This is a genomic window from Candidatus Saccharibacteria bacterium oral taxon 488 (assembly GCA_013099195.1).
Lineage (GTDB): Bacteria > Patescibacteriota > Saccharimonadia > Saccharimonadales > Saccharimonadaceae > Nanosynbacter.
The window spans coordinates 85,755-109,809 of the sequence record CP039999.1 but is presented as its reverse complement, the minus strand read 5'-3'; the positions used below and the strand labels follow the sequence as shown (position 1 = coordinate 109,809).

The following is a 24,055-nucleotide window of genomic DNA, read 5'->3' as shown; positions in this document are numbered from 1 at the left end:
AGACATTACGGCCGACAGCTACCCGGCGTTACGCTGCCTTCGGTCACCGAAAAATCTTTACAGAGGCTGTTCTCAAGATCAATGGCATTTTCAGGATACGGGAAATCGTCACCTATCTGGAGGCGTGCTTCAACCCGCCGAAACACATTACTAGCACGACCAGTCGCATCGACCGCCGGCTGAACGCCATCAAACTTGACCGGTTCTGCACCATTACGCAGGGCAATTCGTACGTGTGACATGCGATATAGCGGCGTCAAACGCAAGAATGAATTAACGCTGGCGGCGACTGTAACAGGCGATATATCAATTGTGGCTCGGCACGAATAGCCACTATTAGCAAAATCCGGAGAACAGCTCACCGGTGTCGGAGCATTGTTAAATTGCCCACCACCGCCCGCTCGCGGTAGATTAATTGCCGATACACCTCCGTTCGTCGGCCCGGGAACACTCAGCGTCCGTGGATAAAGGAACATCGTCGCAACACGAGAGCTATCAAGACTAGCAAGGTCGAATGTATCACCTGGAAAAATCATCTGAGTGCGTAATAGCGCGGGTGCAGGACGAGACGGCGACTCATCCCAATCACTGTACGCCGGCAGCGAAGTTGACGCCGAAGCAGCATTCTTTACTCGCCCAGCAGCCACGTTACCGTTCGCATCCTCTTTAGTAAACCACTCGAGGACAATTTTATTAAATTCAGATTTGGCTTTTAGTGGTACGAGACGAGATGACCCTTCGGGTATGCTTACCAGGAAATCTTCCGTATCCATCGTAATATTGACACAGGTATAGGCTTGGTTGAACTCTTTACCATCCCCTGAGCGACGTGACTGAATCAGTGTCTCTTTAGCGGTCACATTACCGGCAACACCCGCACGTGCGACCACTTTGCAGTCATTAGGCAGTCGTAACTGCTCGCAAGCCTTACCGCCGTTATCTCCTTTTTGACAGGCACGCACGACTCGCTTGGCGTCTTCAACACCGGACAGGGCCGCATCGTACGCACTTTGTGACAGCTCATTATTCAGGGCCTGTCGCTGATCAACCATTATGAGCCGCATGAAGCCGAGCATCAAAACCGTTAGTAGCAGTGTCGCAAAGATCACTGCAAATAACGATACTGCACCTAATTGATTATTTCTCGCTATTTTATCCATTTGTCCTCACAATCATCTCAAAGCTATTTATTGCGCAAAAGTCGAGATTCTCACTGTTATCCGCCGGTGGCTTACAGGTGCCATTAGCTGTATTGACCGCCTCAAGCTGACTGGTTCCAAGGACAAATTCCAAACGATACAGACTGTCTGCCCCGCTATCACCCGCCACTCGCGCTGCTTTCATGTGATGAATTGCCAACACCACATCATTCGACCCGGCTGGCTTGAGAAGATGCGTCACCTTATCCGTCGCGACCGTTGACATATACGCCCCCGTTGTTTCATTTTTTTGGCACAGCATGCCATCTGGGTCAATCACTCGAGCAAAATTAATCGGACGACCAGAATGCGGCCCGCCAACCTCGGTAATAATACCCGCGCCGGACTTCACTTCTCCAGAGACAACCTTTGGCACATTCCAGACATATGAATAGTCACCGAGGCAGAGTCGGCCGCTCCGATCAGTACCACCCGCCTGCACCATGACAACGGCCGAACTAGCATTACCACTTATCTTGCCAGCATTAGCCTGCAAAAAGTCGCGCCGCAAGCTATCGCTAATTTCGCGGCCGGACTGATTGATACTTTTGAGCGTGAGACCTCGATTATACAGCTTGCCAGCCTGGATCGCTATCGTAGCAATCGCCAGTAGCAACACCGACACAAATGCCATCGCCAGCATCAGTTCAATCAAGGTAAACCCGTATCGTCTATACCGCTGTGTCATACATCCTCACAATCGTCCCCGTGGTCATTGGCCGGTCAGTCCCCACACTCATCCAGCAGGCCTGAATATACGCATCATAGGCGCGGCCGCCTTCAACACGCACCAGCTGGATTGAAATACCTAAAGAAATTGGATTTCGGGCAGTTGAAATCTTGGCATATGTCGGCGATAATTCATACCTATTGGTAATCAACTGAAAGGTATTTTTGCTGGGCGCTAGTGCAAATCCCCCACTCGGCATTGCCTCTGGACATCGATTAACATTCAGTAGCGAATTGGCGTGGTCAATGGTCCGACCTTTCATTGCGTCCCAGAGGGTAGCAAATGAGCTGCCGGCCTGAGACGACTTGTCGTGAATGTAGCGCAGCATTTCTGCTTGACTATCAATCTGTTGCCGCACAAGCGTCAACTCTAATGATCGCTGCGCCATAGCAATACCGCTGTTCATGAGTGCCATGATACCGATCGCCAGCATGCTAAACATTGCTACCGCCATTACCACTTCAATGATCGTGTCGCCGCGCGCGCTATGCCGTCGCTTCATTATCGCACCCCTTTGTCGCATGACCGACCGTCACTGCCTCGCTCGAGCCGGCCTTTGCCCCCAGAAAGACTGACAGCCTCTGGCCAACTGACCAGCCAGTATCATAGATACAAAACTCTCGCTGCCGCAGCTGTAAATCGGCCGTATACATACCGCCATTCGGCTGCATATTGCGAATAAAATTATTAATATTAGCTGGTGAATACGGCGCGTCATTCGTGCGTACGATAACCTGCCCGCTATCTGGATCGCGGTATATTAATAGAGCCAGTTCTCTACCAATCGTATTAGTTGCCGTGAGCGAGCGTACCTGCGCACCCCAGCCAACCGTGTAGGTACTTGCCTCACTCTCACTGTAACTATACGTCCACACTCCCGAGCGCTTCAGGGCGTACAGCGGATAGGCAGTAAATGAACGTGCCTCGGAATTCGTCGACTTGACATAGCGACCAACGACAACGCAATTCGACTGGCCCCGAGCTCCGTCGTTTGTTGCACCCTTAACAGGACACGTGTCGCGATCGCCCCGATCATTCTCGATACTAATCACTCGGCTATACTGATCACGAATAAAGCCGGCGAACGATTGAACAGCGTCATGGTATTGTTGTTGGCGCAGTGCAGCACTCACGCCAGCTAACAAGCCAACGGTCAACAGGCCAGTGATCGCCAAGAACAACACCACTTCAACGATTGTAAACCCGGATTGCCACCGCTTCATATGCTCATTATTATAGCATAAGCACTATCAAATCACGATAAGCCAATCCACGATCCTGGCACCAAAAAACCACGAGATAAGAAAGCCAACGATTAGTAGCGGCCCGAATGGGATTCGCGCTCCACGCTGCACCGTACCTCGAAGCATCCCCGGTAGCACTAGTAGCGTGCCGAGTAAATTTGCCAGAAACAGCGCAAGAAATGCTAGCCGCCAATCCATCAAAAAGAGGGCGAGGCCGAGTGTCAGCTTGACATCACCGAACCCTATCCAGCGACCACTCGACACGACGTAGAGCAATGCGTACATGCCACTGAGGATAACAACCGCCGCTACCAACCCCAGCACTCCGCCCGGCAGCTGGCCAGTCGCTACGTGAATCCCAGCAAATAGCGCCCCCAACATCACGAACGGCCAATTCGCCACGTCCGGAAGCAAAAACCACCGCTTGTCATACACGAACAGGAACGCTAGATATGATAGCCCCATCAGCATAATCGCGACCTTCGTTATCACTAGTGGCGCCGTAAGCGTCATCATGCTATGCCACGTCACCACTGTAAACAGCCCGGCCATCGCCACTTCGAGCCCCAGTTCCATCCAGCCAATCGGTGCCTGGCAATACCGACAGCGACCTCTAGCAGCCAGCCAGCTCACCACTGGCAGCAAATCATACCAGCGTAGCTCGTGCCCACAGGAAAGACACTGCGATCGATCTTTCTTGAGAGGTTTGAGCAGCAGCTTCAGGCGGCGTAGCTCCAGCGTATCAACCGGTTCGCCGGCCTGCTTGTCTTCAACGAGCTGCCGAGCACGGACTCGCCACACCTGAGCACCGATAAAGCTCCCCATCACTGCGCCAAGAATTGCCACACCCACCAGTATTGTCACTACCATCATACTGTTAATGGTAACAAGAAATCATGAAAAAAGCAGCCCCCTAATAGTAGGAGGCTGCTAATAATTCGTTGTCTCTGGCTAGTTTTGATTGTCTTTACAAAACGCACCGCTTCCTTCTAGCTGCACCTTGACAGCGAACGAGCGCGGCGAACCACTTTTAGCAACAATATTTTCGCCATCACATTGAGCGCTCGTGGCATAGACCATCTTCTCGGTCGTTGCCGAACCCTGCTGAGCGACACCAGTTACCACGCTGTAATTGTTGCCTGTCTGCGGATCCTTGAATTCACCGTTGCCACGCTTCATATACGAATCGAGGAAACTATTAATCGACCCCGTATCGGTTTTCGGGATGCTTCCCTTGTTATTTGTTGCATAACTATTCACCTGCGAGACGAACCGAGTCACGTCACTGCGTCGTTGTGTGTCGCGCTGGCTGCGCTGCAAGGCCGGCCACGCCAAGAATACCATCAAAAATATCAGTCCGGCGATCGCCAGCACCAACACGACTTCAATAATTGTAAACCCTCGATTTGCTTTTTGCTGAGCCATGAAGTTGCCCACCTTTCTGTGACTTAACTTTCTTTCGTTATTGTACCGTACTGCTTATGGATTGTCTAGAGGCTAATATCTCCGACCAGATTATAAATTGGAAAGATTATTGCACCCACCATCACGCCGGCCACGACCGCCAAGACCACCATCAGCACTGGTTCAATGGTCGTCGTGATCGCCTTGATCTCCTCATCCAGCTCTTCTTCGTAAATCTGCGCGCACTTGCCCATCATCTCATCAATCTTACCCGACTGTTCGCCAATCTTGATCATCTGCGGCACCATCGGCAAGATATAATCCTCATTTTTTAAGGACACTGACAGCGCCTTGCCGCCCTTCACCTTTTCGCTAGCATGCTCAATACCTTGACGGATAACTGAATTATTGACCGCCCGAGCAGTGATGCGCAGCATATCCAGCATCGCTACCCCGCTATTAAGAAGCGTTTGACCGGTACGAGTAAAGCGAGCCATGTACAGCTTGCGGAACATGGCGTCAAACACTGGTATGTTCAGCTTGAACGTATCTTTAGCGCGAATACCAGCCTCGGTTTTGAGATACTGCTGAAAGAAATATAAACCGATGCCAAGTAAAATCACCAACGCCCACCAAAACTGCGCCAAAAAACCAGCGACGCTGACCATGGCCTTCGTTGTGAACGGTAGCTCTTTGTGTAAGCTGCCATACAGTCCTTCGACCTGCGGCACTACCATCACGAGCATGAATACCACCACTGCGATGATCACTAACAGCACAATCGCCGGATAGACCATGGCGCCACGCACTTTGCTAAGCATCGCTGTATCTTTTTCTTGTTGTGACGCGATGCGCTTAAGCGCTTCATCCAACGTTCCTGATACCTCACCGGCCGCCACCAATGCTACATACACATTGTCAAATACTTCTGGATGCTTCTCGAACGCACTTGATAATTGCCGACCGCCCTCAATATCGGAAATTATCTCCTGAATGATACTCTGCATCCGCTTGTTTTGCGTCTGCTCCAGTACCGTATGCATGCTCTGCGCCAGCGGCAACCCCGCACCAATCAACGTCGCTAGCTGCCGCGTAAAGACGATCTTGTCCTTGGACGATATTTTATTTGACAATCGCTGAAAGAAGCCCTCACGCTCATCTTGAAGCTCAATTTTCAGCGGCACGAAACCCTGAGCGCTCAGCAATTTCGCCGCAGCGACCTCGCTCTCAGCCTGCACAACCGACTTGGTAATCTTTTGCGTGGCCGAATCCCTGGCTTCATAGTAATATTTTTTCATGTGCTATCCCCTGATAAGCCGCTCAAACTCCGCTAGATCAACCGCAAACTCACGGGCACTATCATAGGTAATCGTACCGTTTTGTACCAGATTTACCAGCGTCCGATCCATGGTCTGCATGCCCTGATCAGCACCTGTCTGAATGACGGCATCCAGCTGATGGCTCTTGCCCTCGCGAATAATGTTACGCACCGCTGGATTAGCAATCATGATCTCGGCCGCCACCACCCGACCGCCACCGATAGACGGCACCAGCCGCTGCGAACAAATTGCCATCAGAATGTTTGATAGCTGCGCCCGGATTTGCGGCTGTTGATGCGGCGGGAAGACGTCGATCATACGGTCAATCGACTGCGCTGCCGAGTTGGTGTGTAGCGTCGCAAACACCAAGTGCCCGGTCTCGGCAATGGTAATCGCCGCCGAGATTGTCTCGAGGTCGCGCATCTCGCCGATCAGCACCACGTCTGGATCTTGGCGCAGGCTCGAGCGCAGCGCCGCTGAGAACGAATAGGTGTCATAATGAACCTCACGCTGCACCACCACTGATTTTTTTGACTTGTGCGTGAACTCAATCGGGTCTTCGATAGTAATGATGTGCTGCGACTTTTCGGTGTTAATTTTATCGACCAGCGCCGCCAGCGTCGTCGATTTACCAGAGCCAGTCGGCCCCGTCACCAACACCAAACCGCGTGGGAAATCGGCAAATGTATTAACAATTGGCGGCATGCCCAGCTCCTGCGCAGTCTTGATCTCGTTTGGAATTAAGCGCAGCGCCGCTGCCAAATTACCCCTCTCATGAAAGGCATTCACCCGGAATCGTCCTAGTGTACCGAACGCAAACGAAAAGTCAAACTCCTTATCTTTGAGCAAAATTTGCCGCTGATCCTCATCAAGAATCTGAAATACCAGCCGCTCCACGGTTGCCTCATCAAGCGGCTGCGTGCCCGTTGCTGCGACCAACGTTCCGTCAATACGCAGCATCGGTGGCAGGCCCACTTGAATGTGAAGGTCTGAGGCCCGCTTTTTAACCACCTCTTCGAGTAAAATTTCGATGCGTAATTCTTGATTGTTCATAATCGTCCCCCTTTTCTTTTATGCTGTATCGGCTGCTACCCGATTTACTTCCTCTAATGTTGTCACGCCACTGAGCGCCTTGAGATAACCATCTTGACGCATCGTTATCATGCCTTGCTGAATGGCGAGCCGCTGAATCTCGGCGCTCGTTGCCCGCTTGACGATCAGGTTTTGAACTTCCTCAGTGACGTCCATAACCTCGTACAAACCGCACCGGCCAGAGTAACCTTGCGGCGTCTGCGGCATATCGCGGCCCCTGACTAAAGTATAAGCGGCTTGACCAGATAATGGCAAGGCCTTGTAGCCCAAATCCTGCGAAACAGTCGATATGTCAGCCTGGGTTTTTGGCAGGAGGTGGCCAACCGTTGACTGAATGGTCTCCGTTTCAAGTGGTGACGATTGATATGAATCATATTTTGGCGCCACCCGCCTGACCAGCCGTTGACCAATGATAGTATTTACGGTACTAGCAATCAAGAACGGTTCAATCCCCATATCCAACAGCCGCGGCAGCACACCCGCCGCCGAATTAGTGTGCAGCGTCGAAAATACCAAGTGTCCGGTCAATGCCGCTTGCACCGCCAAGTTCGCCGTCTCAGTATCGCGGATCTCACCGACCATCACCACGTCGGGATCCTGCCGGAGGATTGACCGTAAGCCCGATGCAAACGTCAGTCCAACATCAGCGTGCACCTGAATCTGATTGACGCCGTCAATCTTGTACTCCACCGGATCCTCCAGCGTCACAATATTGATCGAGTCGTCCTTGATTTCCTTGATCAGCGCATACAAACTGGTTGACTTACCCGAACCAGTCGGCCCAGACGTCAAAATCATTCCGCTCGGCCGCTTGATGCCTTTTTTGATGGCTCTCAGTGCCCGCCCAGCATACCCCATATCAGTCAGATCAAACGAGTTACCTGTCTTATCAAGCAGACGAATCACCACCTGCTCTCCCCATACCACCGGCGAAATCGCGATACGTAGGTCGACGTCCTTGCCAGCCACATTGACTGCAAACTGGCCATCCTGCGGAATTCGATGCTCATCAATTTTGAGATTTGATAGAATCTTAATACGGCTAACCAGCGCTGGTTCAATACTTTTTGGTAGCTGCATAATTTCCCGCAACACGCCATCAACACGGCAGCGAATTTTCAACGCCTTTTCTAACGGCTCAATGTGCACGTCCGAGGCATGGCTCTTTACTGCATACTCTAGGATTGTACTAAGCGCCCGCGAGATCGGCGAATCTTGAACGATCGTCACAATGTTCTGCGACGACTCATCCAGTGCTTCGCGCTGTGAGTCCTCCGCTGCCTCATTGACCGATGATAAGTCTGTTCTGTACTGGCCAAGGACATGACGGATGCTTTCTTCGGAGGCCATAAATACCTTCAGCGGCCGCTGAATACGATTTGCTAGGTAGTCAACCGCCTGGACATTATTGGCGTCAATCATCGCCACCGCCAAGCGCCCCTGCACCTCGGCCAGCGGTACCGCCATAAATCGCTCGGCAACATCCTCCGGCAGCAGGTTCAAGATGTGCTGCTCAATCACGCTGCTTGCGAGATTAACATACGGCACACCAGACAATTGCGCCACCGCATGCACCAATAATTCATTCTCCAAAAGGTGCTCCTCAGTTAGCAGTGACAGTAACGGCTTACCCGACTCGCCGGCGCGTTTTTGCGCCTCCTTAACGACCGACCGCTCAATCAAGCCCTCGCTCGTCAGCAAGCCAATCAATTTTCCCTGCATATCATCCGTCAGTAGCGCCATATCACCTCCGCGCTAACTACCAGTCGCTTTGCCAACAATTGCTTCCACCGTTGGGTTAATAGCTTCACGATTAAATACTGTCTTATCTGGCTGCTCAATATCTGGACTAATCTTTGATATCGTCTGTACTTCTACACCCGATGATGGTACGCGCAAGAACGGAATACTACTGGCAACGAAATATGCCACTACAACGCCGAGGCTGGCTATCAACACGATCATCGCTATATCGCTCTTCTTCATGGCTTGATCACCTTCTTTCCTAATCCAACTTTTTGCGCCGGCTCAAAATAGGCCTTGCCAGAGATATCCATCGTCATCTTGCCGTCCTCGCTGGCCTGCATCTCGATCTCGGTAATATTGATAACCCGAATTGATTTTTCAAAGCGCGTTAATAGCTCCTTGAGGCTTGATGACGTACCGCTCACTGTCATGGTGAAACTCACCGCCGAGCGACCATCACCAGCGTCCTCTTGCTCCGCACCCGACTCATTCGCCGTATAGTGGACCGAAATGCTTTCTAGTGACAGACCGGCGATGCCATTGACGAACTTCTTCTGAATGGACGCGCCGAGCGCATCGGCATTCGCACTAGCCGGCAGCGCATCAAGAATCGTTTGCAGTGGACTACTACTATCCTTTAACTTCACTGAGTTAAGCGCCTCATTCGCCTCTAGTGAACGCACATTATCTTTGAGCGACTCGGCCGCCTTTTTATTATTCTCCAGTGTGTTGATGGTGTCTTGCTTCGCGAGTACCACTGCGCCATGAAACAAAATCTGCCGCACGAGGAAGAACGACACCACAATCGCCACCCCGCTAACAAATGCCGCCCCCGCCACGAACAGAAACATGGTTTTCTTTGATGAATCAATCTGCTGGCGCTTACGGATGGCAACGTCTTTGTTTTCAGGCATTAGTTTTTCTCCTTATTTGAAGCGTCTTTTGGCTTCTTGGCAAATAGGCTCTCTGGCACCCCCAGCCGCGAATCAGTCACATCAACTTTACCGTTTGGCGTCGCAATCACCACTGAGTCGCTCGTTTTCGAGAACAATTCTGCCGGATAGGTAAACGTGAACGAGAAGCGCAACACCTTCTTACCGTTGGCATCTTCACCAAAGCTGGCCTCACCCGCCTGCAGATTCTCAGCCAGCGGCTGTTTAACCTCTTGCCCATTTTGTGTTGTCTGCACAGTCGTATTAGTAATCGTCTTCTTAAATATCTCCAGCGCAATATAGCCATTCTCAGCTGATCCCTCAATAGTAATTGTCCGTGACTCTGGCTTGAGTTTTAGCGTCGCAATTTTAATACTATTTGGCGCCACCGGATTGACCGCCGTCATCACGTCAAATAGCCGCGAATCGGCCTGACGCTCACTTGATAGTTTGTTAATTGTCGCCAGCTGATGCTGAATGGTCACTAACTTATCGAGATCTTCAATCGACGTCAGCTCGCGCGTCTTACTCTTAATTGTTCCATCATGCAGCGCCTCCAAGGCTATCTGACCACCAAAGATTAAGCCGAGAGCAACCGCCACTCCGACCGCGATCATGCTGACGGTTATCGACATCGCTGTCACGGTGTTGCGCATCATTTTTGCCCGAAGCAGCTCGCGCTTGACATCGGGAATCAAGTTAATCTCAATCACGACCCACTCCTCCGCTGCGCTAGACCAACAACCGTCGCAAACTCCGAGGCAATTGGTGCTAATTTTTGCTGATCGGCCTGCCCAAGACTAACATGCTGCCACGGATCAGCCGTAGTCGCCGGTATACCAGTCTTGTTAGTAATATAATTATCCATCATCGGTATCGCCGCGCCAAAGCCCGATAGTAGAATTCCTGACACGGAAATACTCGGATAGCGCGTCTGAAAGAACTTAATTGATTTAGTCAGCTCGGTCGCAAAATTATCCAGCACACCGTCAATCGCCCTGAGAACTTGCCCTTCAAGCCGGTCGGGCGCCAAGCCAAACTTGATAATAAACTGGCGAGCCTGATCATCCTGTACATTGAGATTTTGCACCGCCGCTCGCACCAACGCCTGCAGTCCACTCGGCACCGTGCGCACTAACCGCGGCATATCGCCATAAATGACCGCCAAATCGGTCGAGTGTTCGCCCATATCTAGTACTAATTTTGCGGTCGCTCCATCAGTCGGCGCTAATGCCCGAAGCATCGCGATCGGATCCGGCTCCTCAGCAACTACATTAAAGCCAAGACCTTCAATGAACTCGAGCCGCTCCTCGACATAGCTAATCGCTGCACTGGTCAACAACACCTCATACTGGCCTTGCTCACGCAAACTGTCGCCGAGCAGCGCCCAATCAACCTTGGCATCCTCAATCGCCATAGGAATGTACTGATCGACCTGGTATTTCATAGTCGCCTTTAGCTCTTGGTCTGACACTTTTGGCACATCAATAATCGCCGTAAAGGTCTTGCTCGACGGTAGCCCAATCGCTACATTTTGCGTCTTGATACCGCTCTGTCCGACAGCAGTCATGATCACTTCACCAAGCTTACGCTGCGCCTCTGGCGAATCACTACCTGTAATCTTCGGGTCGACAGGCGCATAACCATAATGCAGCAGATTCCATCCGTTGCTCGTTCGCACCAGCTGAACCACGCGCACCGCATTCGTCCCGATGTCTAATCCGAAAAAGTCGCCCAGCCCTTTAGCTATTTTCATACTATTCTATTATACATAAGCATATTAAAATGTAAAACCCTTAAAAACGTGGCGGCAATTCCTTTAGATGCATCGTTTTGATAGCCCCCGATTCTTTCGACCGCTCATTTCCCCACAAATATGCATCGGCACGCAAATTCAATATTTCCGCCGGCTCGCCCGGATTATTGCCAGAGGTATCGCCACCCTTGGTAAAGGTACGACGCAAAAAGAGGTGCTTCGCGATAATTGGACCGTTAATCCGCAGCTGTTTTTCGCAGGTTTTTGCATCCAGCCCCGACAGCCACTGGCGACTATCACGAACTATGGTATCACAGGTGTTAATTGTACCGTTCTTGGCCACCAGCCAAGCATCAAGCTGCGTCACATTCGGCTCAATGATAATATGCCGAGCGCTGATAATCAACTGCGGCAGATCCCGAGCCACCGAATAGTTACCGCCCTCCTGCTTCACATCACCCTTGATAGTCACCACGCCGCCCGATTTGATAACAATTTGCCGACCACGTTTAATCTCGCCACCAGTAATCGTCAGGTTGCCAGCCTGATACACGCCACCGGCCACGTCGCTCATAGACACCGCCCCGGATAAATTTCCCGTGTTCGTAAAATAGGCATCAGGTGTGCGTACGGTCGGCATCTTGTCGCGGAAATTACCAAACGGGGTGTTAGTGTTCTGAAATGTCAGATCATTATATTGCCGTGCCTCAATCGCCCCCGTTCGCCCTGTCGGCGCAGACGACAAGCCTGCCCCTGAGGAAGAAATAATTTGTCCAGGCGCACTAATAGCATATTCCGCCCACGATCCGTACAGCCGCGGCTCCCCCGGCACCGGCTGCCACCCCTTTGGCGCATACACACCGAGCAGCCACCGAGCAGCCACATTAGCGTTGGCGAGGCTAGTTGGAGCAATCGCATCTTGCACCTCTAGGGCAATCACATTATCACCAGCCCGTAAATAATCCGCGATGATTCTCTTCATCTCGACACCAGACGACGCTTTCGGATTAGCAAAGACTGGCTTGCCATTAATGTACACCGCAGCATAATCATCAACCGCCAAACGCAAGTATAGTCCCGATCGCCCGTCGTTCAACAAATCCAGCTGACGAATCTCTTCAAGCTGCTGGCTAGTCAGCCGGAATTTCTGCCGAAATAGTGTTACACCAGACGACTTCACGTAATTTCCACCGTTGGTATCAGCTTGCAGTGCATTATGACGCCGGGTCAGTACCTCTTTCAACTTTGTCTCGTCCTTGCAGCGCGCACCCCAGAGCGGCTTTGATTGGCCGCCTTGATCATACATTGACTGCCGAAAAGCCCCGTCAGTCGCCCACGCCGATGTCCCCGATTCCTTGGCAACCCCGCCGCATTCGGCAAACTCGGCCGCCCCAGCCGCGCCCGATCGCTGGGCGGGCACACCAAACGGCACTTTCGTCGTGGCATTAGTATCCGTCGCCCAGCCACCATAAGCTCGTGGATTAACGTATGCTCCACCCGCTAGACCACCGCTATTAGCCGCTACCACATCATCAAACCAACTCGGTGCTGGCGTCGCCGAAGACGTGCTATTTTCACCATCCGGTGCCGTCCATGTTGACACCGATCCGCTACACTTATCCTGACCAGCCGTCCGATTACCGGACATCGGTAATGGCAGCATCGTAAACCCACCATAATTAAACGTCCCGCCAATACCATCGACCACTGTCGTAGCATTTACGTTCACACGACAGTCAGATCCACCATCCCCGGCCGTTGGCCAACTACTAATCCGTTCTGGCGTCCCGCCGATCTGCTCTCTCTCGCCAACCGGATATTTCTCCCACGGCATGTGATACGACGTGGCTGGGTCATAACTACTGCCGCCCGGTGGCGTTGTCGTACTTGCTGCTAGCACCGCCCTCTCGACGTGAGTTACGTCAGGTGCTACTTGCGCCGTTACGCTGATATAATGACGCCAGATATACACTCCAAGGCTTCCGAATACCACTAGCCCAACGGCACCGACTCCGATCCACCACCTTCGGGTTTTTAACTGTAGCGCCATCTATCGCCTCACTCTCGTCAGTGATGTCCTGACTTCCGCATTATTATTACCCGCACTGCCGTCTATCCCGACACCAACTCGCACATCCGCCCCCCAAAACTGAACTTTTGGCCGTCCGGCAACCTTTGCACAATCTACCGCATAGCGAAACATACTGGTATTCACATGTTGGTTGTATGTACTCACAATAGTCATATAGCACAACTGGTCACCAGTCGTCATCGTCACTCCGCTCAAGTTATCCTTGCCAAGCGGAATTTCCAGCCCACCTCGCTGGATAATTGTTCCCGCGCCATTACGCGCCAAATTATTTGATGTGCAATCTGCCACCTGCAAACCTGGCCGACTATTTTTAATCGTGTTCTTGGCGATATAACAATCCCAATCGCCCACTAAATTACCCGGCGAACGTCTATCATACGGCACAACAACCCCCTCACCGCCCGGCACGGTATAATTTCCACCGCCCCTTAACACAAACCGCACCACAGCATAATTTGCCCGATTTGACCGTGTCGATCCTGTATGATTAATTCGCGCGGTCACGCCACTCACCTCAATCGTTCCTTCATTAATATAATCTGGCGCCTGCACCTCCGGTCGCAACTCATAATCATACGGCACCGACGCACAGGCATTCGATGAGACCCCCCAGCCATCAGTATTCCACGCGCCCGGCAGCCATAAAATCTTTTGACACACTGTTTTACCGACATCATCCTGCGTCACGATCCCCTCAGCCCCAAAGACATTATTATATGGCTTAACATCGCTCGGCTCATAAAACGTATTCCACGGGCTAGCACTACGCGTATACGGCGATGCCCACGCATGATGCGTTGTCGTACCATTAACATCCTGATTAATTCCTATGCGCTTTAGGGTGTAGGGAGGAATCGTATACGAAGAATTATTCCGTAAATAATGAAAAAATCGTACGCGCTGTCCTGGCGCAGCGGTCGCATTTTGCACTAAACTGCCACCATTGATTGATACTCGCGATTGTCCTTCGACAGTCCATTGGTTTGGCGCCTGCTCACGCTTAATCCACACCTCAACATCTTGTGTCGCACAAACACCGCTACCGCCTGGACTACTATAGAAACAGCGCCGCACCTGCAAAATGATACGGCCGGAACTTCCTGGCGCAACTACACCAGATATGTCGATCCCGTTTACTCGAATGCTGCTACCGCCATCAACCCAGTGGTACGCGCCCGATGGATGCGTCCCCCGATCAAGCGTACCGCCAGACAGTAATGTCCGACCATTCTGACTAACCGTTACATTTGTCGCCCACACCCGTGCTCGCGACTGACCGTTGCCGTTCACCGACCCCCTCAAGTCAAGTGATAATGACGTCGCATTCCAGCTAACGGTGTTAATAACATCATTCGTATACGACGTCCCAGGCGACGACATCCACATCGCACCGCACCGCGTTCCACCGCCCTTACAGATATATTGCACCGCAAACCGTTCACCATCATTGCGTGCATTAATACACATCAAACGTCGTCGACCGCTCAAACCGCTACAGTCTACCGCCTCTGCTCTATCCGCACCAATAATCGCCAACGTCGATGCGACAACCACAAGTGCCAGCATATAGCCAATAACGAGCCGTAGTCCGACCCTAACCCTGACCCGGTGTACCATCCTTATTCCCCACACCCGCATCAGCCTTACCGATCTCGACCAGTGCTTTTACCGTATCCTGATTAATACCCAGTCGATAAAACGGCTCGACCGCCTGACGCATCTTCATCGAGTTAACCAGCCCTTGATGAATCTGATCAATCCGCTGGCGATCATTCCGTAGCGATGCATCGTGAAGCACAATATAGTGACACACCGTATCGTCACCCGGGCCGCCACGCTCTGAAATCTTCTTCACCAGCCCCTCAAGCGCTGTCGGACCATACCCATTTGGCGCAGCGATAATCGATTGATATTCTTTTATCATATCCTCGCCACATATCATCTTAGCGGTTGGCGCGATATCTTGGCTCGGCTCTTTTAGTCCAACATGCAATCGCCCCGTCACCATCATGATAACGGCGACTATCACCCCGACACTCAACACGATACCCACTATCATAAATATTCGCGAGATAATAACCTTATTCATACTGCTTATTCTAATACATATTATATACTGAGGCAAGTTTGTATAATTTGTTATAATACACGATATGAGTCTATCAATCGGAATCGTCGGCCTGCCAAATGTCGGTAAGTCGACCATATTTAATGCACTTACTAACAATAATATTCTAGCGGCTAATTACCCATTTGCCACCATTGAACCAAACACTGGCATTGTGCCGGTCCCCGACGAGCGGCTTGATGTACTCGCAAAACTGTATGATACACAAAAAATTATCCCCGCGACCGTAACGTTCGTCGACATCGCTGGATTGGTGGCTGGCGCCTCAAAAGGAGAAGGGCTCGGCAATAAATTCTTGCACAATATTCGTGAATGCGACGCCATTATCCATATCGTTCGCGCCTTTGAAAACTCAGATATATTACGACACGACAATACCCCGATCAACCCTCAGGCCGACATTGATATCATCAACACCGAACTTATCCTTGCTGACATCCAAACCATAGAACATCGTCTGCCTCGTCTCCAAAAAGAAGCCAAAGCCAAGCCGGAGGCACGACAGGTCGCTACATACCTTGAAACACTCCTGACATCACTTAATTCAGGTACGCCGATAGCATCCTTAGAAAATATCAAATATGAGATAATTAATGATCTTCATTTACTCACCGCCAAGCCAATTATTTATACATTTAATGTTGACGAGGCGGGGCTCGGCGACCATGCCCTACAAGAAAAGCTTGCCAAACTCGTCGCACCAGCCCGAGTATTATTTATTTGTGCCAAGCTTGAAGAAGAGCTCAGAGAATTGTCCAATAATGACGCCTTGGAACTACTTGATAGCTACGGGGCTTCCGAAACTGGATTGTCACAGCTTGTCCATGCCGCGTACGACACACTTGGTCTACAAAGCTATCTCACGGCAGGTCAGAAGGAAGTTAGAGCATGGACAATACATAAAGGCTGGACGGCACCACAGGCTGCTGGCGTCATCCACTCAGACTTCGAGCGCGGATTCATCGCCGCGCAAGTAATTAGTTACCACGACCTTGTTGCCGCAGGTTCAGAAGCTAAGGCCCGTGAAGCGGGTAAAATACGTACTGAGGGTAAAAATTACATCATGCAGCCTAATGATGTCGTCGAATTTCGGTTCAATGTCTAATATTATTGTATAGTATACTACGTTGACTTAAGTACAACGATGCCATTTTTACTACAACTATTACCCCTGTTATTTTTTTAGTTGTAGCTTATAAAAGCGCTCGACATTACCTTTACTGCCAGCGACGGTGCTATCCTTTTTATCAAGAACTACAAAGTACTGTTTTGCCCATTGTTCAAAATCGGTCAGGATCTTTCGTCGTATAGCAGCATTTTTTACAACACCCTTTTGTACCAAATGACGCCCCGCCTCGAACTGCGGCTTTACCATTGCTACAAGCACCGTCGCACTACCCATCAGTCGCTTTGCAACGTGTGGTAGAATGTCGCGCAGACTAATAAATGACACATCTCCCACGATAATGTCTGGTGGGAAATCAAGCTCAAAGTCACGAATGTCTGTCTTTTCGTGTAATGTTATGCGCCGATCGTCACGCAGTCGATGGTGCAACTGATTCGTGCCCACGTCAACAGCATACACGCGTCGGGCGCCATGACGCAGCGCAAAATCAGTAAATCCACCAGTACTCGACCCTATGTCCAGCACTGTTTTCCCCTGAAAGTCCAACCGAAAACTATCCGCCACACTCGCTAGCTTGAGGCCTGCACGCGAAACGTACCGCTCACGAGTCAGCAATGTAATGTCTGCTGTCTCATTAACGAAACATCCGGGACGCGTCGCCACCCTACCATTGACCATGACTTGCCCTAAGCCTATCCAGTTCTCTGCTTCTGAACGCGATTCAACCAACCCGCGTTCTAGTATCATTTTATCTAATCGCTGCTTCATGTCACTTCTCATTGTAGCCTGAATACATATTTTTCTCAATCACTAGTGACCTATTGCGATAGCGAAACTGCTGTTATAGATACATCAATAACTATTCTTTCTTTTACCTATAGGCCGATCTTCGCTATCGTTAATTCTACGTTAACTAAAATACAACGTTGTGTACTACACATCAGTGTAATTTATACATCAATAGTTATATTTACCTCTGTAGTAGTCAAGAAGACTCTCACCATTATCGCAAATAGGCCCATAATTTTCATGAAAACAATTGTCGTATGTATCACCAAAAACACCCCACCAGCTATACATATATTACGTTGTATTTTTAGCATCAATATCTAAAATATCGTTCCATTCTTTATCGTTATTTGATGTATTCATAACAACAAAAAGCGTCGCCCGAACACCCTGGGCGACGCTTCCGACAAGAAGGCCCTTTTGTTATTTTTTGCGCTCTCGATATTCACCCGTCGCCGTGTCGACACTGACAATATCGCCCTGCTTAATGAATGCTGGTACCTTAATAACAAGACCCGTCTCAAGCGTTGCATCCTTAAGTACGCTCGAGGTTGTATCGCCCTTTACGACATCTTCAGTATATGTAACTTCGAGATAGAGATTTTTTGGTAATTCAACATTAATCACTCGCCCGTCAAACACCTGGAGATTCAACTCACAACCCTCTTTCAAATAATTTTTTGCCTCATCTACCACATCATTAGACAGCTCAAATTGCTCAAAATTTTCTGGATCCATGAAGCAGAACATATCTCCGTCATGATATAAATATTGAACAGTCTTACTAGTCACCTCAGCTGACTCAATTTTGTCTTGGCCCTTAAAGGTCTTCGGGATGACACTTCCGTCTAGTAAATTTTTTAATTTAACGTTCACAATAGAGCCTCCACGCCCCATAACCTTCTGTCCATATTCAATGACGCGATATGGCTTACCGTCAATCTGACAAACCGTACCCTTTTTAAGATCTGTCGGCTGATACATGTTGTTTTTCCTTTCCTATAACTATTAAGCTACCGTACCTAATTCTAACATTCTTTCGGACGGCAGAGTATTTCTTGTCGGCTGAACATATTTTTTACTCAAACATCCCGCAGTGGGTTTAGTGGTATCATAATACTATCCTGTATCAAAAATAAAAACACACTGTACAGCAGCCCACAAACAACAGTGGCCCGTGCCTTACCCTGCACAGACCACTCGACTCTCTTTCTTATCTATAAATACGTTCGGGGGCTAGAGAGTTCCCTCAATGTATACTTTTATTGCCCTTGCGATACAAACGGCAGCAATGCTAAGTGCCGAGCACGCTTGATTGCCACTGCCAAGCTACGCTGCTGCTTGACACTGAGACCCGTCTTCGCTATCGGCTCAATTTGACCATACGCATTAACATAGCGCATTAATGTTTTAACATCCTTATAGTCAAAAACCGTTGGGGTGTCCTTCTTTAATCGTTTTGCCATTTTGTTCTCCTTTAGAACGGTATCTCGCTAAGATCGATCGGCTTATCGTCAATATCCGCTACGGTCTCAGCCTGCTTAGTATTAGTATTACGTGGTGCGGTTGTATTCGCGCTATCGCCGCTCGGAGCGTCAAGGAATGTTACATCGGTCGCCGTCACTTCAATACGCGAGCGGCGCTTGCCGGTTTCTTTATCATCCCAGCTGTCCTGTCGCAACCGACCCTGGACCAACACGCGGCGGCCTTTTGACAGGTACTGCATCACCAGTTCGCCCAATTTTTCCCACGCGGTAACGTCGAAAAAATCAACTTGATCATCCTGTCCGGCACGATCAACCGCGATACTAAAGCTAACAACTGTCCGACCTGATGGCGTTGTCCGCTGCTCTGGATCGCGCGTTAACCGCCCTAGTAAAATAACTTGGTTGATACTTCGTGCCATGATGACCCTCCTTTTTTATTATGTATCGCGTCGAATATTAGGCTTCTTTATCAGCCGCCTCGGTAGCGACCTTAGCTTCGCGCTCTTTCTGCTCAGCAAGCGCTCGACGTGTCTTCTCGTCGGTCTTAACCAACAAATAACGAAGCACCTCGTCGGTGATATTCAGAACATTTGATATCTTGAGCGGCGCACTGCTTGGCAACTTCACCTCAAAGTAAACATACACCGCAAAGTCTTCACGACGAATTGCATAGGCTAGCTTTTTCTTGCCCCAATTGTCTTCTTTAGTAATTTCGCCACCATTGGTAGTGACAAGCGACCGGACCTTGTCTAGGGCCGTATCCAAATTTGCTTCCAAATCTGGGTGAATAAGAACAGTCAGTTCGTATTCGTTCATGTTTCCTCCTTTGGAATCCATTACGGATGGTTATGTCATCGCACATAACCTTAGGTTATTATTCCTCCGTATTATACGGTAATCTAATGCAAAAGTCCAGTGATGCACCCCGCCAGACCATGCTACAATAGGGTCCATGCGTATCGCCATTCAAGGACAAGCTGGGTCATTTCACGAACAAGCGGCAAAACAATGGTATGGATCTGACATCACCATTGTTCCGTGCATGACCTTTGGCGATGTCTTTCAAACCTATGCTCGCAGTAAGGCCGACGCCGTTGTCGTAGCAGTGGAAAATACCATTTACGGCACCGTCAACGAAACTTACCGTCACATTGAATCCTGCAGTGCTCCCATCGTCGGGGAAGTAACACTTACCATTCAACAAACACTCATCACCAATCTGGGCACAAAACTTGAAGACATTACCGCTGTCTATTCACATCCTGTCGCCTTGTCACAATGTCAGCGTTTTCTCCAAGAACGCCTACCGCAAGCTGCACAAATTGAATATTTTGATACCGCTGGCGCTGTCGAATTCATCAAGCAACAGGGTTCACCACACCTGGCAGCCATCGCCGGTGAAACCGCTGCCCAACTATACAATATGCCAATTCTCAGGCGGCACATCCAAGACGGTCAGGACAACATCACTCGTTTCCTCGTCCTTGATCCAACCGCCACAGTGACTAACGCTAATCGAGCAACGCTTGTGGTGACCACTGCCCATCAACCAGGCAGCCTCCTTGAAATACTCCGTACATTCGCCGATCAGTCCATTAACCTCACCAGCCTCCAGTCCCAACCCATCATCGGCCAACCATGGAACTACAAATTCTTCATGACCGTTGACGCTGCCGGCCCGTCATTGCATCACGCCATCAATAAAATTACCTCAACTGGTCACAAAGTAACATTACTCGGTGAATATCTGGCGGCACGTTAGTTTACTGAGAAGGCAAGATATCGGATATATCACCATCGGTCGCGAGCCGATCAAATAGGCTTTTTGCCGCATCATATACCTTAGCACTCTTCACGGCCCGACCGTTAATCTCTCCCTTAGCCGGTACCGCCGCTATGCTTTCATAATCTGGTCTCGATGGCGAGACAGACTTTGGTGAAACGATTGTAATTGCCTTAGTCTCCGACCAACCATCAGTGATCTGTCTGTGCGACCATTCCACTTTCGTCAGTAACACGCCTTCGAGGGCCGGTAGTAGTGCTTCTGGAGATTCAATATGCTGATGCGCCACAGGTTCTGGAGACAAAAAATCTAACCGCCACGTTATCCGGTCCGTCTGTCTACTCTTTGCGCCAACCTCAATCATATCAGTGGCAACTTCTACTGCGATCTCACTTCCACCAAGCCTTTTGTCGCCTTGAGTAACATCAACCGATACCACATTTCCCCTATCATCTGTAATCGCTATTGACTGCTGTTTAAGCCTATTGTGATCATCATGATAATCTTGGCGAGTAAGTCGAGCGGCCTTACTATCAACCAACTTCCCCGCAGCAGTAAGCACTCGTCCGGCAATACCGCGTGCCTGTCGAAGCATATCAGGATTCTTTAAAAAGACCTCTGCCTCTTGACGGCCTTCGGTGTCTGGTAGCGTAAATGTAATTTCTTCCGCTCTCGAACTATCATTGGACTCTTTGAATGTTCCACCATCGGTATTTTCTACTGATGGTGCGGGCGGAACATTGTGTGACCGGCCAAGACTATACCCAAGTATACCCGATACGGCTAACGTGACCGCAGCAACCCCCAGCACAAGAGGCTTCCTTAATCTGTCGCCTCTACTATTAGGGGATAATTCTCCATTATTTCTACAACTTATGTGCGCCATGTAGCCATCCTTCCACATACAAATCAACTTCTCACTTAGCGTATTATAACCTATAAAATAATTATGTCAAGCTAGCTATTGCCCTAGCTCATCGACACTTGAGACCAAAACATCACGAGCTTTTGAGCCGTTCGCTGGGCCGACAATACCACGCTCTTCCATCTCTTCAATCAGTCGCGCTGCCTTGCCGTAGCCAATCCGTAGCCGCCGCTGCAGATAGCTGGTAGAGGCCTTGCCGCCCTCAATCACCACTCGCACCGCGTCCATAAATGCTTCATCTTCACCGCCACCGCCAAAATCAACCGCCATGCCACCCTTGCCGTTCAGCTGAACTGGCTGCGCCACCACCTCATCATTGTACTGCGGTGCTGACTGCATCCGCAGGTGATCAGTAATTTTATTGACCTCGTCATCGGTCACCCACGCACCTTGAATGCGCTTTGGCTTACTCATGCTCGGCGTATACAGCAGCATATCACCCTGGCCAAGTAGTTTCTCGGCGCCAATTTGATCAAGAATGGTCCGCGAGTCAACCTGCGACGCCACGGTAAAGCCGATACGCGCCGGCACGTTCGCCTTGATCAAACCAGTGATCACGTCAACACTTGGCCGCTGCGTTGCCAAGACCAGGTGGATACCCACCGCCCGCGCTTTCTGCGCCAAGCGAACGATCAGCGCCTCGACGTCGCGTGCTGCCACCATCATCAAATCGGCTAGCTCATCAATTACAATAACGATGTACGGCATCGCCCCGTCTTCGTGCTGTTGAATGTTGCCATCGGCGTCCGCTACCGGGATTTTTTTAGCTCGCGTGGCGAGGCGCTGATTATACCCCTTGATATCGCGAATCTTCTCGGCCGCCAACAGCTTATAGCGCCGCTCCATCTCATTGACCGCCCATTTCAAGGCCGAAATAGTCTTTTCTGGCTCAGTAATCACCGGAGTCAGCAAATGTGGGATATCTTCGTACGGTGCCATTTCCACCTGCTTTGGGTCAACCAAAATCAATTTCATGTCGCTCGGACTGTTGCGATATAGCAAACTGGTCAGCAAGGTATTAATCATCACCGACTTACCAGAACCAGTCTGACCAGCAATCAACATGTGTGGCATTTTGTTGAGCTCGCCAACCACTGCTTCGCCAGAGATATCCTTACCGATGGCAAAACTCAATGGTTCACGAGCGTGCTTCCACTGCTTAGAGTCCAACACACCATACAGCCGCACATCAGCGGCTCGGCGGTTCGGCACCTCAATACCAACGGCTTTTTGCCCAGGAATTGGAGCTTCAATCCGCAAGCTCTGCGCCGCCAAATTCAAAGCAATATTCGTCTCCAGCGCCGTGATGCGTGTCAACTTCACACCGCTCGGCGGCCGCAAGGTATACTGCGTCACCTTTGGTCCAATATTTGCGTCTTCCATCTCCACATCAATGTTAAATTCTGCCAAGGTATCATGAATAATCTGCGCATTCTGCCGAATATCACCAGCATCAGCTGGACTTTGCTTCTTCTCCAATAGATCAAGGCTCGGTGCCTGCCAATTCGGGTCGTGTGCCGCCACCAGTGCTGCCTGCTCCTCAGCTGCCTTATCCCGTGCTACACTACCACGCAGACTGCTCAACGGCGATGCCTTTTTATCCTTTGGCGTAACCGGATCGACGGTTGGGACGCCGGCATTCAACTTGATGTCGCTCGATGATTTGGCGCTGGCCGCATCTTCACGAGCCGCCTTCTTCATCACCGCCGCATTGTTATCCTCCTCGGAGTGGTCGCGCTTGAGCGCCTCGGCGATTTTCTTGATCACCATAAACGGCGACGTCTGAGTAATAAATAGCGCCGTGATGATGATGAGGACCACATATATCAAAGCAGCGATGCCCGGGTCGACCATGGCGCTCATCGCCCGATTGGCCGTATCACCGATAAATCCACCAGCATTTGGGCGGGTTGGTGTCTTTAATAATCCAAACAAACCAGACAACCACACCACCTCGAGGATGGCTGCTAATTTCATCGCCAGCGGCAACCGATTATTCTCCGCCCGGAAAATCTCCACAGCAATATATATCAGCAAAATCGGCAATCCATACATCGCGTAACCAAGCATGCTCAGGGTCGCTTTGTGTAACCACCCCAGTACCGGACCACCAACACCAAACCACGCCACCATCAGAAGAAGCGACAACACAACGAGCAGTACCGCGCCGACTTGCGCCCAAAAGCCGCTCGGCACATCATGCTTTGGAGCTGTGGAAACTGATTTCTTACGGGTAGATTTTCGTTTTTTTGGCATAACTATTTTTATTATATCACTTTACCGACATTCACATTGTAGCATAT

General features: G+C 50.3%; 25 protein-coding genes. 2 read left to right on the top strand and 23 right to left on the bottom strand.

What is annotated here, in order from left to right; all coding sequences use genetic code 11:
- Window positions 1–5 precede the first annotated feature (5 nt).
- The 16 genes from FBF28_00540 to FBF28_00465 all read right to left on the bottom strand — a co-directional run bounded on the left by FBF28_00540 (window position 6) and on the right by FBF28_00465 (window position 15,573).
- Complete coding sequence (locus FBF28_00540) at window positions 6–1,160, bottom strand: hypothetical protein (GenBank protein QJU08067.1); 1,155 nt, start codon at window positions 1,158–1,160, stop codon at window positions 6–8.
- The gene (locus FBF28_00535; protein QJU08066.1) at window positions 1,153–1,887 is read right to left on the bottom strand and encodes a prepilin-type N-terminal cleavage/methylation domain-containing protein; all 735 of its coding nucleotides are present in this window, start codon (window positions 1,885–1,887) and stop codon (window positions 1,153–1,155) included. The genes FBF28_00540 and FBF28_00535 overlap by 8 nt, the downstream gene beginning before the upstream one ends.
- Complete coding sequence (locus FBF28_00530; GenBank protein QJU08065.1) at window positions 1,871–2,431, bottom strand: type II secretion system protein; 561 nt, start codon at window positions 2,429–2,431, stop codon at window positions 1,871–1,873. Before FBF28_00530 ends, FBF28_00535 begins: the two co-directional genes overlap by 17 nt.
- Window positions 2,415–3,152 (bottom strand): type II secretion system protein, encoded by a 738-nt coding sequence (locus FBF28_00525; GenBank protein QJU08064.1) that lies wholly within the window; start codon window positions 3,150–3,152, stop codon window positions 2,415–2,417. The genes FBF28_00530 and FBF28_00525 overlap by 17 nt, the downstream gene beginning before the upstream one ends.
- A 27-nt stretch (window positions 3,153–3,179) precedes the next feature.
- Window positions 3,180–4,046, bottom strand: a complete 867-nt coding sequence (locus tag FBF28_00520) for a hypothetical protein (protein QJU08063.1) — start codon at window positions 4,044–4,046, stop codon at window positions 3,180–3,182.
- Between the two features lie 78 nt (window positions 4,047–4,124).
- Window positions 4,125–4,598, bottom strand: a complete 474-nt coding sequence (locus tag FBF28_00515; protein QJU08062.1) for a type II secretion system protein — start codon at window positions 4,596–4,598, stop codon at window positions 4,125–4,127.
- Window positions 4,599–4,663: 65 nt separating this feature from the next.
- The gene (locus FBF28_00510; protein ID QJU08061.1) at window positions 4,664–5,875 is read right to left on the bottom strand and encodes a type II secretion system F family protein; all 1,212 of its coding nucleotides are present in this window, start codon (window positions 5,873–5,875) and stop codon (window positions 4,664–4,666) included.
- Between the two features lie 3 nt (window positions 5,876–5,878).
- Complete coding sequence (locus tag FBF28_00505; protein QJU08060.1) at window positions 5,879–6,949, bottom strand: type IV pilus twitching motility protein PilT; 1,071 nt, start codon at window positions 6,947–6,949, stop codon at window positions 5,879–5,881.
- An 18-nt stretch (window positions 6,950–6,967) separates the two neighbouring features.
- Window positions 6,968–8,731, bottom strand: coding sequence for a type II/IV secretion system protein (locus FBF28_00500; protein QJU08059.1), 1,764 nt, complete (start codon window positions 8,729–8,731; stop codon window positions 6,968–6,970).
- Window positions 8,732–8,743: 12 nt separating this feature from the next.
- Window positions 8,744–8,974: a hypothetical protein gene (locus tag FBF28_00495; GenBank protein ID QJU08058.1), complete on the bottom strand. Its 231-nt coding sequence runs from the start codon at window positions 8,972–8,974 to the stop codon at window positions 8,744–8,746.
- A complete protein-coding gene (locus FBF28_00490; GenBank protein ID QJU08057.1) occupies window positions 8,971–9,648 on the bottom strand; it encodes a hypothetical protein in 678 nt (225 codons plus the stop codon). Before FBF28_00490 ends, FBF28_00495 begins: the two co-directional genes overlap by 4 nt.
- Window positions 9,648–10,379, bottom strand: coding sequence for a hypothetical protein (locus FBF28_00485; GenBank protein QJU08056.1), 732 nt, complete (start codon window positions 10,377–10,379; stop codon window positions 9,648–9,650). Before FBF28_00485 ends, FBF28_00490 begins: the two co-directional genes overlap by 1 nt.
- Window positions 10,376–11,422 (bottom strand): type IV pilus assembly protein PilM, encoded by a 1,047-nt coding sequence (pilM, locus tag FBF28_00480; GenBank protein ID QJU08055.1) that lies wholly within the window; start codon window positions 11,420–11,422, stop codon window positions 10,376–10,378. The genes FBF28_00485 and pilM overlap by 4 nt, the downstream gene beginning before the upstream one ends.
- A gap of 40 nt (window positions 11,423–11,462) precedes the next feature.
- Window positions 11,463–13,472, bottom strand: a complete 2,010-nt coding sequence (locus tag FBF28_00475) for a hypothetical protein (protein ID QJU08054.1) — start codon at window positions 13,470–13,472, stop codon at window positions 11,463–11,465.
- On the bottom strand, window positions 13,473–15,080 hold the full coding sequence (locus FBF28_00470) for a hypothetical protein (GenBank protein QJU08053.1): 1,608 nt from the start codon (window positions 15,078–15,080) through the stop codon (window positions 13,473–13,475).
- Between the two features lie 28 nt (window positions 15,081–15,108).
- Window positions 15,109–15,573 (bottom strand): hypothetical protein, encoded by a 465-nt coding sequence (locus FBF28_00465; GenBank protein ID QJU08052.1) that lies wholly within the window; start codon window positions 15,571–15,573, stop codon window positions 15,109–15,111.
- A 94-nt stretch (window positions 15,574–15,667) separates the two neighbouring features.
- Here FBF28_00465 and ychF point away from each other — a divergent pair, with 94 nt between their 5' ends.
- Window positions 15,668–16,747 (top strand): redox-regulated ATPase YchF, encoded by a 1,080-nt coding sequence (gene ychF, locus FBF28_00460; GenBank protein ID QJU08051.1) that lies wholly within the window; start codon window positions 15,668–15,670, stop codon window positions 16,745–16,747.
- A gap of 69 nt (window positions 16,748–16,816) precedes the next feature.
- Here ychF and FBF28_00455 read toward each other — a convergent pair whose 3' ends face one another.
- From FBF28_00455 to rpsF, 5 genes are all read right to left on the bottom strand, one after another.
- The gene (locus FBF28_00455) at window positions 16,817–17,548 is read right to left on the bottom strand and encodes a TlyA family RNA methyltransferase (protein QJU08050.1); all 732 of its coding nucleotides are present in this window, start codon (window positions 17,546–17,548) and stop codon (window positions 16,817–16,819) included.
- 432 nt (window positions 17,549–17,980) lie between these two features.
- Window positions 17,981–18,541, bottom strand: a complete 561-nt coding sequence (gene efp / locus FBF28_00450) for an elongation factor P (protein ID QJU08049.1) — start codon at window positions 18,539–18,541, stop codon at window positions 17,981–17,983.
- A gap of 278 nt (window positions 18,542–18,819) precedes the next feature.
- Window positions 18,820–19,023 (bottom strand): 30S ribosomal protein S18, encoded by a 204-nt coding sequence (gene rpsR, locus FBF28_00445; protein QJU08048.1) that lies wholly within the window; start codon window positions 19,021–19,023, stop codon window positions 18,820–18,822.
- Between the two features lie 11 nt (window positions 19,024–19,034).
- Window positions 19,035–19,463, bottom strand: coding sequence for a single-stranded DNA-binding protein (locus FBF28_00440; GenBank protein ID QJU08047.1), 429 nt, complete (start codon window positions 19,461–19,463; stop codon window positions 19,035–19,037).
- Window positions 19,464–19,500: 37 nt separating this feature from the next.
- On the bottom strand, window positions 19,501–19,881 hold the full coding sequence (gene rpsF / locus FBF28_00435; protein ID QJU08046.1) for a 30S ribosomal protein S6: 381 nt from the start codon (window positions 19,879–19,881) through the stop codon (window positions 19,501–19,503).
- A gap of 115 nt (window positions 19,882–19,996) precedes the next feature.
- Between rpsF and FBF28_00430 the strand changes: the two genes are divergently transcribed.
- Window positions 19,997–20,806, top strand: a complete 810-nt coding sequence (locus tag FBF28_00430) for a prephenate dehydratase (GenBank protein ID QJU08045.1) — start codon at window positions 19,997–19,999, stop codon at window positions 20,804–20,806.
- 1 nt (window position 20,807) lies between these two features.
- Here FBF28_00430 and FBF28_00425 read toward each other — a convergent pair whose 3' ends face one another.
- Both FBF28_00425 and FBF28_00420 read right to left on the bottom strand, forming a co-directional pair.
- Window positions 20,808–21,638, bottom strand: a complete 831-nt coding sequence (locus tag FBF28_00425) for a hypothetical protein (protein ID QJU08044.1) — start codon at window positions 21,636–21,638, stop codon at window positions 20,808–20,810.
- A 150-nt stretch (window positions 21,639–21,788) separates the two neighbouring features.
- Window positions 21,789–24,008 carry a hypothetical protein gene (locus FBF28_00420; GenBank protein ID QJU08043.1) on the bottom strand — a complete coding sequence of 740 codons (2,220 nt, stop codon included), beginning with the start codon at window positions 24,006–24,008 and terminating at the stop codon, window positions 21,789–21,791.
- Window positions 24,009–24,055: the final 47 nt, after the last annotated feature.